Raw genomic sequence first — 18,964 nt, forward strand, 5'->3', positions numbered from 1 at the left:
CGTTTTATTTAGGAGATTAAAATGACTAATGTTAAAATTTTCAATTATAATAATACAAAATGAGAGTACATTATTACATATAAACAACAAAAACATATGTATTTAAAAGTGCGCAACGATCAAATTATTATTAGTGCTCCATTTTTTATGCAAGAAAAATTAATTGAAGATTTCATTTTAAAAAGTTTACCTAAAATTTTAAAAAAGAAAACTATATTAAAACCTAATATTGTTATTAATAATAATGACAGTTATCTTTATTTTTTAAGTAAAAAATATAAATTAATTACTAAGTATCATTCAAAAAAAACCATTATTTATTTTGAATTTAATAATTTGGTAGTATGCACAAATATTCAAGATGATAAGCAAATATTAATTAAAATTCAAAAATTTTTAAAAGAAGAGTCAAAAAATATTTTTATGAGTCGCTTACAATATTGATCAGAAATTATCAATATTGAGTTTTCAGTACTAAAAATTCGTTCGATGTTAAATAAATGAGGTGTTTGTCAACCAAATACTAAAATCATTACACTTAATTATAAATTAATTCATTTTGATTATGCTGTAATTGATTATGTTATAATTCATGAGTTAACGCATATAATTCATGCTCATCATAAAAAAACATTTTGAAATTTTGTTGCTCAATATTGTCCAGATTTTCAAGATTGTCAAAAAATATTAAAACAAGGAGTTATGGATGAAACAAATAACCTCACTTAAAAATCCAATAATTCAAGAATTAGTTTTATTACATGAAAGAAAACATCGCAATGTTAAAAAAAAGTTTTTAATTGAAGGAGAACATTTAATTAGTATTGCATTATTAAAAAAAAGATTACTTGCAGTATATGTTGATGAGAAGTATTTAGACAAATATGCAAATTTATTAAAAACTTGTAATAATATTGAAGTTATTGTTGTAAATAGTATGATTATTAAAAAAATTTCACAACAAAAAACACCACAACCAATAATTGGCGTTTGTAATATTGTTAAACCTTTAAATTATTTTTATTCTTCTCATATTATTCTAATTGATACAATTCAAGATCCAGGTAATTTAGGAAATATTTTACGCAGTGTTACTGCTTTTAATATTTCTGAAGTATATTTATCAAATGAAAGCGTTGATTTATATAATCACAAAGTAATTAGTGCAAGTCAAGGAGCTATTTTTTATACTAATGTGTATTATGAAAATTTTGATCAATTTTTATTAAAAGTAAAAAATGCAAATTATATGATTTATGGTACATTTCTACATGAAGATAATAGTACTAATTTATCTGAAATTACCTTTAAGCAAAAGAATGCTTTTTTATTTGGCAATGAAGGACAAGGTATTAATAAAAAGTATAAAGATAAAATTAATAGTAATATTTTTATTCCAACTTCTTTTAATGTTGAATCATTAAATTTAGCAACAAGTGTAGCAATAGTAACGTATTGCTTATTTACTAGTAATATATTAAAATAAATTATACTTATTTTGAATTATAAAAATTTAATTATACATATTAATAAATTAATGGAGGAATAGAATGTTAGCGGTTAACGATTTAAAAAAAAGATTAGAAATTATTAGACAGCAAGCATTTAATAATATTGATGAAGTTGCTGATTTACATAAATTGCAAGTTTTAAAATCACAATATTTAGGTAAAAATTCGGATATTAATAATATATTAAAATCTTTAGAAAAGTTTCCTCATAATTTTAGAATTGAAATTGGTCAAGCAGCTAATAAATTAAAAAAAGAAATTAATGAATATATAATAAAAAAATTTAATGAAATTGAGAAAGATAACATTAATGAGCGTCTTAAATCTTCAGAAATTGATTTAACACTACCGGGTATTGATTTTAATATTGGTCACACCAATCCTTTATTAAAAACTGTTACCGAAATATCTGAAATTTTTAAAAATTTGGGTTATCAAATCATTAGTGGTAATGAAGTAGAAAATGAAGAATATAATTTTAATCGCTTAAATTTACCATTTGATCATCCAGCAAGAGATATGCAAGATACTTTTTATCTTGAAAATAATAATGACAAACTTAATCGTTGATTATTAAGAACACACGCTACAAATATGACTGCACGCATTCTTAGCGAGCAAGATAAAAATTCAAAAGAAACCACGGCTATTATTAGTTTAGGAAATGTTTATCGAAAAGATGATGATGATATTACTCATTCTCACCAATTTATGCAAGTTGATGGGTTTTTAGTTGGATCTAATATTACTTTTGCAAATTTAAAATGAACATTAAATTATTTTTGTCAGCAATTTTTTGGTATGGAAACTAAAACAAGATTACGTCCTAGTTATTTCCCATTTACGGAGCCTTCAGTTGAAGTAGATGTAAGTTGCCCAAAATGTAATACAGAAGGTTGTTCATTATGTAAGTATACTGGTTGAATTGAAGTTTTAGGTGCTGGTATGATTCATCCAAATGTTTTTATTGCTGCTGGTTTAGATGAAACAACAGCAGGTTTTGCCTTTGGTGTAGGCATTGAAAGAATTACTATGATTAAATATGGCATTGACGATATCAGATTATTTTATAATAATGATTTTCGATTCTTAAAACAATTTTAAAAATTAAAAGGAGTATAAAATAAAATGATAGTTTCACGTAAAATCATTTCGCAGTGATTGAATATTAATAGCATTAAAGATTATGAAATCGTTGATGCTTTAAATAGTTTGGGTTTTGAGGTTGATCAAGTAAAAAATTTAATGTTCAGTAATACAAACTTAGTTGTTGGTCAAATTACTAAAATTACTAAACATCCTAAATCAAATAAATTAAATATTTGTGAAGTAACAGTAGGCACTGAAATGTTAACTATAGTTTGTGGTGCAGCAAATGTAGTTATTGGTATTAAAGTTGTTGTAGCAAGGATAGGAAGTACTTTAGGTAATGGTCTTACTATTGTTGAAAGAACAATTCAAGACGTTGTTTCTTCAGGAATGCTTTGTTCATTAACAGAATTAGGATTAAGTGGTATTGTTCAGAATAAAGAAGAATTAAGTGGTATTATTCATTTACCAGATGATGCAATGGTTGGTAATATTAATCCATTACAATATTTAAATTTAGATGATACAATTTTTTTTATTGATTTAACAGTAAATCGTAGTGATTGTTTGGGGATTTATAGTATTGCTAGAGAATTAAGCGGTTATTTTAAAATTCCTTTAAAAAACATGGAAGTTAGTAGTATAGGAAAATTTGATAATAAAAGTCAAGTTAGTGTTCTTAATGGTAAAATTCAAGCTTTAGCAACATTAAAGATTGAATTTGATGATAAATCTGTAATAACACCAATTTGAATTAGAAGAACACTACAACTTGCAAATATTGTACCCAAAACTTTATCAGAAGATATTATTCATTTAGTAATGTTAGAATTGGGTCAACCCTTAATTACTTTTAGTGCCGATGTTTTAAAAAAACCATCTTTAAATATTTCACCTAAATCATACCCAGAAGGTAATTTGCAAATTAAAGAGGGTGATATTTTATTACATGATAAATATTTGGCTTTTAGTGTTTTAGGAGTTAGTCATAATATTGAATATGAAGTTAAACCAAGTTCCAAAGAAGTTTTTATATTTTCAATTAATCCTGATGTTACCTTAATGAGTAAACAAGCAAAGCGACATGGTGCTCTTATTAATACATTATTAGAACGTTTAACAAGACCAGTTGTTCCTGATTATTATTTAATTGCTTTACAACGTTATTTGTTTATTTTAGGACAATTACAAGTTAAATATGAAATTACTGGTTTTAGTAATGATGTTCCTTATCAAGTTAAAACAAAAGTGATCAATTTTAATTTTAATTTTATTAATAAAATTTTAGGTACAAATTTTGGGGTTAATGAAATAATTAATTATTTGACTATTATTGGTTGTCAAATTGAAATTAATGCAAAAAATCAAGAAATTTTAAAAGTAACAGTTCCTAATCATCGTAGTGATTTAAATAATGCTAATGATTTTAGTGAAGAAGTTGCCAGAGTATTTGGATATGATAAATTACCAGTTATTAAACCACAATTTAATGTATCATTTAAGTCACCAACGGCAATGGAAAATTTAATGATGAAGTGAAGACAACATTTAACAAGTTATGGTTTTAATCAAGTAAAAACATATAGTTTAACAAGTATGCAGAGATTAAATGATTTTAATTTTTTTAAATATAAAATACCTGTAAAATTAGAAGCACCTTTGACATTAACAAGAGAAGTTATGCGTTTTAGTTTGACAGATAGTTTATTAAGAATTTGTCAATATAATTATGCACGTAAAGAAACACAATTAAAAATTTTTACTGATGAAACTATTTATACAGGTGATGAAACTGATGATAATCATCATTTAGCTTTTATGATTATGGATAATTTTTGACCAAAAATTAATACTAATAGAATTACTAATAGTACGTATTATTTTATTAAAGGTTTTTTAGATGGTTTTTTAGCAAAAGTTATGCCAAATTTATTTAACTCTATTGTTTATAAAACAAATAATAATTCTTTAATGCATCCGTATTTAAGCGCAGATATTTTTTATGAGCAAGAACATATTGCTACTATTGGCGCACTGCATCCACAAACTGAAAAAATAATGAATGTTGAAAAAATATTCTTAGCAGAAATTAATTGTAGTAAGTTAGTTAAAATCATAGAAGAACAACAAAAAGTAGTTTCTAAATTTAAGCTTTGATCAAAATTTAATGCTTTAAGTCGTGATATATCAATTATTGTTAATAGCGATATTCAATTTTCTGATGTAAAAAATGCTATAATATTTGCAAATATTGATTTTTTAGAACAAATATCTTTGGTAGATTTTTATAATGATGAAAAATTAAAATCACAAAATCAACACTCATTAACTTTTAATTTGAAATTTAATAGTCAAGAAGAACAATTAGATGAAACAAAAGTAAGTGGACAAATAAGTATTATTCAAGAAATATTAAAGAAAAAATTTCAAGCAATTATTCGTTAAAAATATAACAAAATATTAAATAATAACATTAATATATTTTTTTATTATATTAAATTTTTAAATTGGGTGAGATAATATGAAAACATTAAACAAAGATAATTTAAACTTTTATAAAATGGCATTATTATTTATGATTCCAATTTGTGCACAATCTTTAATTGAAACATTAATAAACTTAATGAATAATTTTGTGGTTGGTCAATTTGGAAATGATGATGCTATTGCTGGAGTTGCATCATCAAGTAATATTTATGATATGGTTTGATATATCTTTTTTGCTATCGTTGCTACCGGTAATATTTTTACTGCTCAATATTTAGGTATTAAAGATAAGAAGAAAATTCAAGAAACTACTAATATAAAATTATTTTATACTTTAATTTTTTCAATATTTTTTGTTGTAATATTAGAATTATTTAGCAAACAAATTATGGGAGTAATTCTTGGTGCTGAAGATAATTCTCATGAAAATGCTATTGGTATTGCTGAAGAATATAGTAAATTAATTGCTTGAAATTACCCATTGTTAGGTTTTGCTTTTATTATGTCAATTACTATGAATACATGTGGTAATGTTAAAACACCATTGATAACTTCTATTTGCTCATTACTCTTAAATACATTTTTAGTTTGTATTTTATCATTACCATATAGTGGGGGACCACAATTAGGTATTGAAGGATTAGCAATAAGTTTAATTATTTCAAGAGCAGTAGAATGTTTTATATTGTTAGGTTATTTAATTTATAAAAAACCAATTTATGCTCCTAATTGAAATATTTTTAAATTTACAAAAGATTTACATAAAAAATATATTATTACTTTTATTCCTTTATTTGCTAGTCAAGTATTATTTGGTGTTTCAGTAGTAATGTTAACAGCTTTATATTCTCATTTTGGTGATACTGAAGTTGTTGCCGCTGTGCAAATTGTTGGTAGTGTTGTTGCTATTTTTTATTCTACTTTTAGGGGATATAATGCTTTAGTTGGATATGCTGTTGGTAGCAAGTTAGGTTCAGGAGAACTAGTACTGGCTAAAGAAAATGCTAACAAGATATTAAAATTGAGTTTTGCTATTTCAACTGTTATTGCTTTAATTATTTTGGGTAGTGCTTTTTGAGTTCCAAAAGTATTATTTCCAAATTTATCTAATAATGCTATGAAACTTGCAGTTTGATATATGGCTTTTTCAGCAGTAACTTATTTTTTCATTAATATGATGCAACCATTATTTAGTTTTCTTTATGCTGGTGGCTATACTTTAATTATTAGTATTGCTGATCTATTTTTAATTTGATTTATTGATATTTTTATTACTTTTGCTTTATTGCAGTGAACTGACTTAAGTATTAAAATGGTAATTATGATTTCGTGTTTAAGTAAATCAGCTGATTTTATTTGTGCTTATGTATTTTATAAAGTAATTCCTTGAAATAAAAATATTATTAATTCTAAAGTAGAAAATGTACCTCATCCGACATTTGAACCACATGGATAATATAAAAATCCCTTTTTAATAATAGATTTTATTTTAATAAATTTTGTTTAAAAAATGTTAAAAAAATTTTATTATATTTTAGCAAATAAATTCATATTTATCGTTTTATTTTTATTGTATTTAATATACAATTATTATAGTTACTGGTGTGATTTTAGAGGATGGTAGAAGTAATGATTTTTTTTATTTTTAGTTATAATTAAACTTTTATAATAATTAAATTTTAAATAACTAAATAAATACGGACATTAAAAATTTTGACATACCTTTATTATAAGAAATTTTTATTTTTTGAAAGAATTTTAAAAATAAGTTTAAGTAAATATATAAAAATAGTAATAACACCAGAACTAATAAAATCATTTTGGAATTAAAAAAGAAATTAAGAAATAATAAAAAAATAAAAAAAGCATGATTGTTTTAAAATTTTTTTATTTTTTTATAAAAAGGAGAAAGAAAATGTTAAAGTTTATAAGAAAATTTTATAATAAGTATCTTAAAAAGTACTTTAAAAAGAAAAATAAAGAATTACAAAAATTAAGAAAAGAAATTCTTGATATAGAAGAAGAGATGAAAAAACTAAAAGAAGACAATATTTTTTTATTTAAGACTATTAAAATGTTTTTAAATTATCAAAATAGTTCAATTGATAATCCTTTATATTTTAATCAAGATGATCATATTTATGAAGAAATAAAAGAAAAAACTATTTTTGAAAAATTTATTTATGAAAATGTAAAAGATGAAACAACTTCATTGAGTTCAGTTGGTAATAATGTTCCTCCACAATTACCACCAAGAAATAAAACAAGTGAAAATAATATGAAAGTAACGACCGAAGAAACTAATGAAATTAAACCATCAAATATTACAAAAAAAGTAGAAGAACAACCTATTTATGAAAAAATAAATACCGATCCAATTTATGATGAAGTTAAATCAAATGTTAAACCATTTTGTTGTTCTATTTCTTAGGAGGGCAAAACTATGAAAAAAATATTAAGTATATTTACAATAAGTACTTTAGCATCATTACTTTTCACAAGTAACATTATTAATAGTAACATTATTAATAATGATAGTAATAAAATGGATAATAATGTTGTTAAAAAAAATTCCTTACTACCAAAAAAAGAATCAACAAATGAGCCCTTAACTCATTTATTTAATAATCAATATAATTATTTAACAAATAGTAATTGAATTACTAATCAATCAAATTTAGATCAAAAATTTTACAGTTATGATACAAATCATGCTAATTATAAGTTGAGCAATGATATTTAATGCTAGAGAAGTTTTTTTGTTGATAATGATGGTAATTTAAATTATGATTCTACACTTATTTTAGAAAAGGATAAGTTAAATATTGAAAATACAAAACAAGAAATGATTAACTATAAAAAAGTGACAAAAACTAAAGATAAAAAAAATATATCTAATGAAAGTATTTATGATAATAATTATTTTGAAGGTGATAATAATGATTGACAATATATTCAATTTGGAGGATTAAATAGTCATATTGATATTTCAAATCAAGTAGGTGCTGATAAAGTTGAACACAGTAATAATCTAAATGAAACATTAGGTTTATATTATATTGTTAAAGCAGTACACGAAAATAAAATTACTAAAGGTGTAGCTGATAGTTTAGGAAAGGATTTTATTAGTAAAATTAGTATTAAAAATAGTTTTAATAAAAGTTTAACTAATGAGATTATTAATTTAATTGTTGATAAAGAAAAAGTTTATAAACTAATTAATGAATTGCCCTTTTCTAATGATGCAAGAGATTATTCAATTAATTATATTTTTGATAAAGATAATAATGTAATTGAAATTTATTATCATAAATTTAATAATACGAATTTAAGTAAAAATATTAATATATTTAATTCTCAATCATTTGATGGAACTAATAGTTGAGAAGATTTTAAATCAGAAAACTACACTTTAATTAATTGAACAAAATATGCAAAAAGATGAGAAGAATTTTGTCTATTATGACCTAGCCTTTCATTTAATAATTCTTATATTAAATTAACTAATGGTCCTGTTATTAACAATAATCTAAGTTTAATGACTAATAAAATTAATAAATCTATTCCTGAGTATATTGCTCCTCCATTTAATGATCCTGTAGTATTAAATAATGATACTTTTAATTTTAAGTTTGAAAATAATTTTTGAATTTTTATGGCTCAAAATCGAATTCATATATATTTATGTATATGGCACGATGATAATAATATTTATTGTCAATATGCAGGTCATAATTCTTCTCAGTTTTGTGCTAGTGGTAGTTCTTATGATATAAAATTAGATTCTATTACATTTCATAATTTATCTGATTCATCTGTTTTATTAAATAAAAAAATAGCAAATGAAAAAATTTATGCTTTGGGTGTTGATTCACAAAGTAATATTTTTAGAACACAAGAAGATAGAGTTTATAAACTTAGTACTACAGGAGTAGAAACTTTAATAGAAGGATTAGATGCTGGTAAAACTGCCAGAAATATAGTAATTGATAATGAAGATAATGTTTATGTTGGAACTGATTCTGGTTCTGTTTATAAAAGTGATGGAATACATAAATTTGAAAAAATTTTATTGCCAGATTCAACAAATTGAATATGAGCTTTAGCGGTTAATAAAAAAACCGGCATTGTTTATGTTGGGAATGATGATGGTGTGTATAGCATTGATAAAAATAGTAACGTTAATCATATGTTAGGAACACATGATTATATTAATAGTTTAGCAATAGGTGAAGATGGTTCTGTTTTTGCTGGAGCTAATAATCATGGTAAAATTTATAAAAGTAATGGTGTAAATGATTTTCAATTAATTAAAGAACAAAATGATGCTGGGTCAATAAAAAGTTTAGTCGTAGATACTATTGGAACTATTTTTGCTGGTTCTGATAATGGTAATATTTATCAAATTAATAGTGGAAGTATGTATTCTAAAATTTTAAATACAGGTCATGAAATTAAACGATTAATTATTGATAGAGATGGTGTTTTGTTCGCTGGTGTTGATTCAAATCAAATATATGCTAAATTGTAAAGGTAAGTGCAACTAAATTATTTTTCTATCCAAATATTCGATTGGTGAAAGATAATTTAGTATTTTTCTCGGTTTTTGATTTAAAGACAATATAAATTTATGAACTTCATTTTTATTAGTTTTTGAAAAAATAAATTTTTTAGGAAATTTTTCTCTAATTAAACCATTAGTATTTTCATTAGTACCTCTTTGTCAAGGTGAATATGGATTGGCAAAATAAATTTTTACATCTAAATTTTTTTCAAGTTGTTGTCAATTTGAAAATTCTTTGCCACGATCAAAAGTAATAGTTTTAACAATGTTTTTAGGAAGAATTGATAAATAATAACTGACATTTTTATTAATAACTTTAGTAGTTCTGTTTTTAACTAATATTGCTAAAGTAAATCGTGATACTCTTTCAACTAAAGTTATTAAACATGATTTGCTTTTACCTCGTGATGATACTATAGTATCTCCTTCTCAATGACCAAGTGTTATACGATCATTAACATTTATATCTCGTTCTTTAATTGATTTACCATTAAACTTGCCACGATTTTCTTTAGATTTTCGTTTTTTACCTTTTCTTCTTAAATTTTTACTAGTAACTTTATCAAGCATTCCAAAATAAATTCAAGTATAAATTGTTTTAAAACTAATAACTCATTCTTTATGAAAATTTTTAATTCTGCCATAAATTTGTTCAGGTGATCAACCTAATAGTAATTTTTGTTGTACATATTTTACTAAATTCTTATTTTTAAACTTATGAAAACTAATATGTGATTGTTTTCGATTTTCAGCTTTATTTTGTGCAATTAATGAAAAATAATGATTATTATCTTTATTTCTATTAATTTCTCGAATAATAGTACTAATACTTCGATTAAGATTTTTAGCTATTTCACTAATTTTAAATTTAAATTTCAATTGATTCTCAATATAAATTCTTTCATCTATGCCAAGATGTTTATAACTCATATAAAAACTCCTTACTTTTTTCTAAACTAAATTTAGCATTATGAAATTTTTATATGAGAATTTTTTGCAATTTTATTTACTTGCACTTACAAGTATAACTCAGCATTAATTGATGAATTTAATAATAAAATCGGTGACGCAATACTTATTATTGATTTAGAAAAAAAAGAAGCTATTTTAGAAAGTATATTTATTGAAGAAAAATATCGTAAGCAACAATATGGTAGTTTACTTATTTACAAAATTTTTGAGATATGTCATAGCAATAATATCGAAAACCTTATTTTATTATCAGATCCAACTAATGTTACTGTCGGTGAATTTTATGAAAAATTAGGATTAACTTATGCATGAAATAAAAAAACTTTTTTTATGATTATGAAATTAATATACCTCATGCAATTTTTAATAAAAGAGATGAAATTGAAAAGTGAAAAAATATTAAAATAAAAGAAATTTTTATTGATTTTGATAAGTCAAAATCAAAAGCTATAAATGATGAACAAAAGATATTAGAGGATAGTGAAATATTATCTAGTATTTTAGATGAAGTTTTAATACATGAAGAATCAATTTTCAAGGAAGATTATCAAAAAGTTATTGATTGATTTAATCAACAAAGAGAACAAATAATCAAAAATCCAAAACAATGATGAAATACTTTAACCCCCAAACAAGTAGATGTTGTTAAAAATGAGGCAAAAAAATGGTGAAATAACTTAACACCAGAACAAAGAAAAATAAAATTATTAGAAAAACAAGCATATCAAAAAAAGACAATAAAAAAAGATGATACTCCTTTATTGTGTGATTTTGATCAAAATATAAAAAATAAATTAGACTGCATGCAGTCTATGAAAACATCAACTCCTGTTGTTAAAAAAGATAATTTTAATATTTAGATTTTTTCTTTTCTCAAATGTCTTGTTTTTTAAAATTAACAATGTAAAATAAAATACATAATTAATTTAAAATATAAAAGAGTAAAATTAAATGGTAATTTAGAGACTTAGTGGTTGCTGTAAACTAAGCAAGTTTAATTTGAAGGTAACTTATATTATTAGTAATTTAAATAATAATTAAGTGCATTTACTTTGTAAATGAATTAGGATGGTACCGCGTTAAAAAACGTTCCTATTTGTGGAATATTTTTTTATTTTAAAAAGGAGTATAACAAATGAATAGAAATTTAAACAAAAAATATAATCATATTGAAATTGAAAAGGATCGTTATGAACAATGAGTAAAATCTGGATTATTTAAGGCAAATGTTAGTTCTATTAATCCTACATTTTCTATTATCTTACCACCACCTAATGTAACCGGACTTTTACATTTAGGTCATGCTTGAGATAGTACTATCCAAGATTTATTAATTCGTTATAAACGTTTACAAGGATTTAATACTTTATTTATACCTGGTATGGATCATGCTGGCATTGCCACGCAAGTTAAAGTTGCACAACGTATTAAAGAAGAACAAAAACTTAATTTGCAAGAATTAGGTAAAGATAAATTTTTACAACAAGCATGAAAATGAAAAACAGAATATGCACAAAACATAAGAAAACAGTGAGCAAAACTTGGTTTAGCATTAGATTATTCGCATGAAGTATTTACTTTAGATGAAAATGTTAAGCAAGCAGTTAATGAAGTATTTGTAAAGTTATATAAAGAAGGTTTAGTTTATCGAGGAAAAAAGATAGTAAATTGAGATCCAGAATTAAAAACCGCTATTTCTAATATTGAAGTAAATTATCATGAAACAAAAGGAAAAATGTATTATTTAAAATATTTTATAGAAAATAGTAGTGAATTTATTACTATTGCTACTACCAGACCAGAAACAATGTTTGCTGATCAGTGTATAGTTGTAAATAGTAAAGATAAACGTTATTTACAATTTATTGGTAAAATGGTTGTTAATCCGGCTAATAAAATGTTAATTAAAGTCATTGCTGATGATTATGTTGATATGAATTTTGGAACAGGTGCTATGAAATGCACACCAGCACATGATGCTAATGACTATGAAATTGCATTACGTCACAATTTAGCAATGCCTATTTGTATGAATGTTGATGGAACTATGAATGAATTAGCACAATCATATATTAATCAAGATCGAATGGTATGTCGTAAACAATTAGTTGAACAATTAAGAAAAGAAGATTTAGTTGTAAAGGTTGAAGACCATCTTCATCAAGTTGGTTATTCAGAAAGAAGTAATGCTATTATTGAACCATATTTATCACAACAATGATTCATAAAAATGAAACCATTAGTTGAAATGATTATTGATAAACAAAAAAATAAGAAAACAAAGATTGATTTTCATCCAATATTATTTGAACAACAACTTTTGCAGTGATTAAATAATATTCAAGATTGATGTATTTCTCGTCAATTGTGATGAGGTCATTCGCTTCCAGTTTGATATCATAAAAAAACTAAGAAAATTTATGTTGATACTAACCCACCATCACCAATTAACGATTATATTCAAGAATCAGACGTATTAGATACATGATTTTCTAGCGGTTTATGACCTTTTGTAACCTTGGGTTGACCACAAAAAAATGTTGATTTGCAAAAATATTATCCAATATCAGTATTAGTTACTGCTTATGATATTTTATTTTTTTGAGTTGCACGAATGATGTTTATGGGTTGAAAATTTACTAATCAAAAACCATTTACTAATGTTTTAATTCATGGTTTAATTCGTGATGAACAAGGTAGAAAAATGTCAAAATCATTAAATAATGGAATTGATCCAATGGAAGTTATTAAAAAGTATGGTGCGGATGCTTTACGTTACTTTTTAGTTAGCAATTGTGCTCCAGGTCAAGATTTAAGATTTAGTATTACTAAAGTTGAGTCAGCTTGAAATTTCAATAATAAGTTATGAAACGCTGCACGTTATGTACTAATGAATATTGATGATAAGTTTCAATTGGATGAAAATATTGTCTATAATAATTCATTATCATTTATTGATCAATGAATTTTACAAGAACTTAATCAATTGATTATTTATGTAGAGCAATATATGGAAAAATATGAATTTGTTTTAGTAGTTAAAGCACTATCAAATTTTATATGAAATAAATATTGTTCTTGATATATTGAATTAAATAAAGTTAATTTACAAAATCAAGAGCAACAAAGTAACTCATTACAAACATTATATTATGTTTTACAACAAATTATTATTATGGTTCATCCCTTTATTCCCTTTATCACAGAAGCAATCTATGAAGAAATGGGGTATAAAAATAGCATTTTAACAAATAAGTTTCCTAAAGTTAAAGTTATGGAAAAAACAAAAGATGTAACACAATTTGTTGAAATATTAATTGAAATTATTGGTAATATTCGAGAAATTCGTAAAGAACTTAATTTATCTTTAAAATTACCGTTAACTATTCATATCAATACGACTAATTCTTTTTTTGAATTAGAAAAAAATACTTTAAATCCTTATTTATTACAATTAACTAATAGTCAAATTGTTACTATTAGTGATAGTCCGTTGTCTGTTAATAATAAAATAATTAAAATTATTAATTCAGCAGTAATAAAAATTAATGTTTCAAATTTATTTAATAAAGAAGAACAATTAGCAAAATTAAAAGAGGAATTAGTTTATATTGAAAATGAAATAAAACGTAGTAAAGATATTTTAAGTAACCAACAATTTTTAGCAAAGGCACCACCAACAAAAGTTGAAATAGAAAAGCAGAAATTAGAAAAGTATCAAAATCAAAAAATTTTAATCAATGCCAAGATTAAAGAATTATAAAAAACTTTTATTTTAATTCAAGTTGAAAAATTTCATTATTTTCCAATTTAATATCATCGATACCTACTGAAAAATCAATAAATTCTTTACCATTTCAGTGCTCAATGTATCAAAATTTTTTATCTTCTTGAGTACCTTTTTTACCTTTTACAGCAACCAAAAATCTTCCAATTTGACTTTTTTCAACAGTAAAATCATTAGAACAAGCACTTAGTAAATTACCAAGTGTATTAAAAGTAGTAATATAATTAGTTTTTTCAAGAATAGTTTCCTTGCCGTTGATAGCTGTAATTTCAATATTAGTAGTAACGCTATTTTGATTAGTAGTACCATTTAAGAATTTTGGGATATAAATAATATTTAGTATTAATGAAGTTCCTAATATTAATATAATAGAATTATATTTGCATCATTTAATAAATGTTTTATTTTTAATTATTTTTATAAAATTATTTTCTCATTTCTTACCATCAGTTTTTATTTTTGTCATTATTATCAGCCTTTGCATTATCTTTTTTATTTTATTATATTAAAAAAAATAAAAAAAGGAAATTGCTTATCTCATTTTTAATAATTATTGAGGTGAAATTAAATGAGATTATTAATTATAACATTGACAATTCTTTTTCTTGCAAGTAATGGATTAGTTGTATTAAAGTTGATTAAAAATTTTAATGAAAATGAAATAGTTAGTAAGGAAAAAATGATACAAAAATTATTACTATTACTGTTGAAATTAAAGAACATTTACCAATTAGAGAAGATTTATGTATACGAAATAAATATTATGTTAAAATTCTTAATTCAAAAATAAGTATTATTAATTTAATTAATACTTTAAATATTTCTAATGTTTATTTTGACATTTTAGCATTAAATCTAAATCAAAATATTAGTGAAAATTATAAATTAATATTATCACCAAGAAATAATGCTATTAAATATTATTCCCGTTATACTATTACTTTAGAGCCTTTAATTAATTTAGGTTTAAATAGTCAAGATGCCAAAAAAGTATTATTATTATTTAATAAAAAAAATTTAAATGCAAAACAATTGTTAGAGAATTTAGAAAAATTATTAATAACTACAAAAAGAAAATATATACAATTGATGCATAAATTTATTAGTTTTTAATGATGTTTACTTATCATGCTTTATTAGTTTTATTTCTAATATTTTTAGTTTTCTTTTTATCAAGTTTTACGATATTTAGTGGTTTAGTTTTATTATTAATAATAATTATTATTTTGTATTTTATTTTTTTTAAAAAGCAATCATTTTATAAGTATTTCTTTTTATTATTAGTATTTACTTTTACTTCCTTAGTTAACATTAACTTTAAAAAAGATGAACATATAAATATTGAAAATGTTAATTTGAAAGTAGTAGAAACCCATCCAAATTATTTGATAGTACAAGAAGGATGAAAAAAATATTATTTATTATCACATTATTATATTAATAATATGTAGTATACTATTAATGCCCAATTAGATGATACACTTATTTTTAAAGGTCAAACTAAAGATTTAAAAACTATTAATAATTTTTATGAGTTTGATTTTAAATTATTTTTAAATGCTAATAATGTTAATAAACAAATAGTAGTTAATGAAAATAAAGTAAAAGTTGTTTTTGGAAAAACTCTTAGAAGTATTTTTTTTAATTATATAAATACTTTTCCAAAGGAAATTAAAACTTGAACTAAATTATTATTATTTGGTCAGCAAACCGAAGAAAATAAATCTATTTTTACCATTTTTAATAAGTTTGGTATTACTCCAATTATTGTTGTTAGTGGTTTACACATTAATTTTTTCTTTGTTTTTTTAAAAAAAAGTTTTTGATTTATCAAAAATGAATTAATTAAACTTTTAATTTGCTTTGCAATTTTATGTTTTTATTTATATTTACTTAATTGATCTATTGCAGCAATGAAAGCATTATTTTTTTTAATTTTTAGTTGTATTTTAAAATTTAATAAAAAAACTATTCATCCAATTTCTATTCTTAGTTTTAGTGCTTATTGTTGTCTTTGTTTATGACCTTTACAATTCTATCTTTTAGGATTTCAAGTTTCTTTTGGTATTACTTTTTTGATTTTATTTATTAATAATAAATTTAAAAAATATAGTTATTGGATTAGATTATTATTGATTAATATTGTTTTATTTTTATTCACTATTCCTATTCAGTGACAAATAAATCATGGTTTTAGTTTGTTAACTGTTGCATATTTATTATTTTTTACACCAATCATTATTTTTTGTGATGTTATTTTATTTTTAAATTTATTTTTAAATTCAATTTTAAATTTTTTAATTATTATTATTAAGTTAATAAATATGAGTAATATTTGAATTCCGACTTTTCAAATTGAAATTTGAATTTTACAACTTTATTTTTTAATTTTAATAGTTATTTATAACTGTTGACGATATTTTAATTGAAGAATGTTAACAGTTATTATTATTAATTTTGTTTTACTTTCAACATTATGAATGAATAGTATTATTAAACCTTATTATGAATTAACGATGATTAATGTTGGTAATGCTATGAGCTTTTTATTAACTAGTCCTTATAATAAATCTGCTATTTTAATTGATGCGGGCACAGAAGATTTAAAACCAAATAATCCAACTATTTATAATTATCTTTCAGCAAAAGGAATTCATAGTTTAAAAGCAGTATTTTTAACTCATCATGATTTAGATCATATTAGTAATATTGGATTTTTGAAAATGAAATTAAAAATAGATAAAATTTATGAAAATACCAATCAATTATCGCAATATATTATTGATGGTTTTAATCCAATTCATAATTTAGTTTATGGTTTTAATTTGCAATATGTTTCTGAAAATAATAAAAGTTTAGTTTTGTTATTAAAAGTTTATAATTATAAAATTTTATTTACTGGTGATATTGAAGAACAAACCGAAAATTTATTAGTTAACACCCATGTATTAAGTAAAATTAATATTTTACAAGTTCCTCATCATGGTTCAAAAACTTCATCAACTATTAGTTTTTTAAAAACTCTTAATCCAGAAATAGCATTAATTTCCGGACATTATCAAAAACGAAGACAGTTTCCGAATATTGAAACATTGAATAATCTTAAAAAAATTAATTCTCAAGTTTATTATTCGGGAAAAAATAAAACTGTGATTATAAGAATATATATGAAACATTATGGTATTATAACGTTAATATAAACTGATATAATAATATTGTGAGATTAGAAATAGTATTTATATTATTCATGTTCAATATGAATATTTAGTAAAAAGTATTGAATAATTAAAAGAAAATTACTTTTTAGAAAAGAAACTAAAAAATATATAATTAAAACAAAAGGGGAAAAATATGAAAAAAATAAATCATTTATTAAAAATTTTGTTGTTACCTTAAATGTTAATAACTACTATTACATCCAATATTAAGGAAGAAAAAAACAGTTATTGATTATCATCAATTATACATTCTTGGTGATAGTCTTTCTGATACTGGGAGTTTTGTTGGAGCTGGGAGTGACTTTGTCCAAAAATCACCATTAGCACCTTGATGAGTCGCTCAAGTAGAATTAGGAGATCCATATTATTTAAATCGCTCTTTCAGTAATGGTAAGGTTGCAGCTGAAATTTTAGCTAATAAATTACATTTAAACTTACAAGCAGGATGAAAATATACGATTTTAAATGATGCAGCAACTTATGAGCAATTTGGTAATAACTATGCGGTTGGGGGTGCTGTTGCAGCTGAAAATGATTCATGAACAGGAACATTTTATTCAAATCGTTTTAGCCTTCAACATCAAATGGCTGCTTTTTTATCTCAACATCAAGATTTACAAAGTGATGATTTAGTCTTTCTTGAATCAGGAAATAATGATATGTTGGCTGCTATTGATAGTGGTAACTATTATAAAGGACTTGATATTATTTATAATGCAATTATAAAAGAAGGAGATATAATTCAAGAATTAATTAATAAAGGCATCCAACATATTGTTGCTACTGATGTTCCAGATTTTAGTCTTGTCCCAAAATATTATGGAACTAAATCGCAAGTTTTAGCAAAACAATTATCTGATGCTTATAAAACACTTTGAAATCACGAGATATTTTTATATACAACTAATTATCCTAATTTTATTAGAAGATTTAGTTTAAGAGAAGAATTAAGTAAATATGCACTGATATTTCAACAAGAAGGTAAAAATATTACTCAAAATGCAATTGAATCTGATTATGCTCATATGGCATTAGATGGTGCTGTTACAGCAACATATGTTAATGGTTCAACAAAAGAAACATTAAATAATTATTTCTTCTTTGATGAAGTTCATCCAACAACATTAGTGCATCAAGCGGTTGCTGAAGATCTTTATAATTTAGTTGAAAAGTGATAATGTTTTAAAACATTAGATATAATAATTACTATATAAGATAAAAGTTCAAATTTGGAATATTATCAAAAACGAAAGTATTTTTCAAATATTGAAACACTGAATAATCTTAAAAAAGTTTATTATTGAGGAAAAAATAAAAGTGTGATTATATATGAAAC

The 18,964-nt window shown here is 23.0% G+C and carries 14 protein-coding genes; 12 read left to right on the forward strand and 2 right to left on the reverse strand.

Going from position 1 to position 18,964, the window contains the following annotated elements; translation table 4 throughout:
• The first annotated feature begins 21 nt into the window (after positions 1-21).
• The 8 genes from AACL03_RS01140 (at position 22) to AACL03_RS01175 (ending at position 9,618) form a co-directional block, all read left to right on the forward strand.
• On the forward strand, positions 22-729 hold the full coding sequence (locus tag AACL03_RS01140) for a SprT family zinc-dependent metalloprotease (RefSeq protein ID WP_338959036.1): 708 nt from the start codon (positions 22-24) through the stop codon (positions 727-729).
• On the forward strand, positions 707-1,486 hold the full coding sequence (locus AACL03_RS01145; RefSeq protein ID WP_338959038.1) for an RNA methyltransferase: 780 nt from the start codon (positions 707-709) through the stop codon (positions 1,484-1,486). Before AACL03_RS01140 ends, AACL03_RS01145 begins: the two co-directional genes overlap by 23 nt.
• Before the next feature lie 64 nt (positions 1,487-1,550).
• On the forward strand, positions 1,551-2,615 hold the full coding sequence (pheS, locus tag AACL03_RS01150) for a phenylalanine--tRNA ligase subunit alpha (protein WP_339038853.1): 1,065 nt from the start codon (positions 1,551-1,553) through the stop codon (positions 2,613-2,615).
• Between the two features lie 24 nt (positions 2,616-2,639).
• Positions 2,640-5,045: a phenylalanine--tRNA ligase subunit beta gene (gene pheT, locus AACL03_RS01155; protein ID WP_339038855.1), complete on the forward strand. Its 2,406-nt coding sequence runs from the start codon at positions 2,640-2,642 to the stop codon at positions 5,043-5,045.
• 76 nt (positions 5,046-5,121) lie between these two features.
• The gene (locus tag AACL03_RS01160) at positions 5,122-6,543 is read left to right on the forward strand and encodes an MATE family efflux transporter (protein ID WP_338959043.1); all 1,422 of its coding nucleotides are present in this window, start codon (positions 5,122-5,124) and stop codon (positions 6,541-6,543) included.
• 459 nt (positions 6,544-7,002) lie between these two features.
• Complete coding sequence (locus AACL03_RS01165; RefSeq protein ID WP_338959046.1) at positions 7,003-7,518, forward strand: hypothetical protein; 516 nt, start codon at positions 7,003-7,005, stop codon at positions 7,516-7,518.
• A 12-nt stretch (positions 7,519-7,530) separates the two neighbouring features.
• Entirely contained in the window at positions 7,531-7,830 is a 300-nt protein-coding gene (locus tag AACL03_RS01170; protein ID WP_339038857.1) for a hypothetical protein, read from the forward strand.
• A 102-nt stretch (positions 7,831-7,932) separates the two neighbouring features.
• Positions 7,933-9,618: a hypothetical protein gene (locus AACL03_RS01175; RefSeq protein ID WP_339038859.1), complete on the forward strand. Its 1,686-nt coding sequence runs from the start codon at positions 7,933-7,935 to the stop codon at positions 9,616-9,618.
• A 12-nt stretch (positions 9,619-9,630) separates the two neighbouring features.
• Here the strand turns inward: AACL03_RS01175 and AACL03_RS01180 are convergent, their stop codons facing one another.
• A complete protein-coding gene (locus tag AACL03_RS01180; RefSeq protein WP_339038665.1) occupies positions 9,631-10,581 on the reverse strand; it encodes an IS30 family transposase in 951 nt (316 codons plus the stop codon).
• A gap of 129 nt (positions 10,582-10,710) precedes the next feature.
• On the opposite strand from AACL03_RS01180, the gene AACL03_RS09960 reads away from it, so the two are divergent.
• Positions 10,711-11,031, forward strand: coding sequence for a GNAT family N-acetyltransferase (locus AACL03_RS09960; protein WP_422397982.1), 321 nt, complete (start codon positions 10,711-10,713; stop codon positions 11,029-11,031).
• Positions 11,032-11,758: 727 nt separating this feature from the next.
• On the forward strand, positions 11,759-14,386 hold the full coding sequence (locus tag AACL03_RS01185) for a valine--tRNA ligase (RefSeq protein WP_339038861.1): 2,628 nt from the start codon (positions 11,759-11,761) through the stop codon (positions 14,384-14,386).
• Positions 14,387-14,393: 7 nt separating this feature from the next.
• On the opposite strand, the gene AACL03_RS01190 is transcribed toward AACL03_RS01185, so the two are convergent.
• Complete coding sequence (locus tag AACL03_RS01190; RefSeq protein ID WP_338959066.1) at positions 14,394-14,876, reverse strand: hypothetical protein; 483 nt, start codon at positions 14,874-14,876, stop codon at positions 14,394-14,396.
• A gap of 1,228 nt (positions 14,877-16,104) precedes the next feature.
• Between AACL03_RS01190 and AACL03_RS01195 the strand changes: the two genes are divergently transcribed.
• Positions 16,105-17,610 carry a ComEC/Rec2 family competence protein gene (locus AACL03_RS01195; protein WP_339040160.1) on the forward strand — a complete coding sequence of 502 codons (1,506 nt, stop codon included), beginning with the start codon at positions 16,105-16,107 and terminating at the stop codon, positions 17,608-17,610.
• A gap of 266 nt (positions 17,611-17,876) precedes the next feature.
• Entirely contained in the window at positions 17,877-18,806 is a 930-nt protein-coding gene (locus tag AACL03_RS01200; RefSeq protein ID WP_339040161.1) for an SGNH/GDSL hydrolase family protein, read from the forward strand.
• Positions 18,807-18,964: the final 158 nt, after the last annotated feature.

Source organism: Spiroplasma endosymbiont of Andrena trimmerana, assembly GCF_964019575.1.
GTDB lineage: Bacteria > Bacillota_I > Bacilli_A > Mycoplasmatales > VBWQ01 > Spiroplasma_E.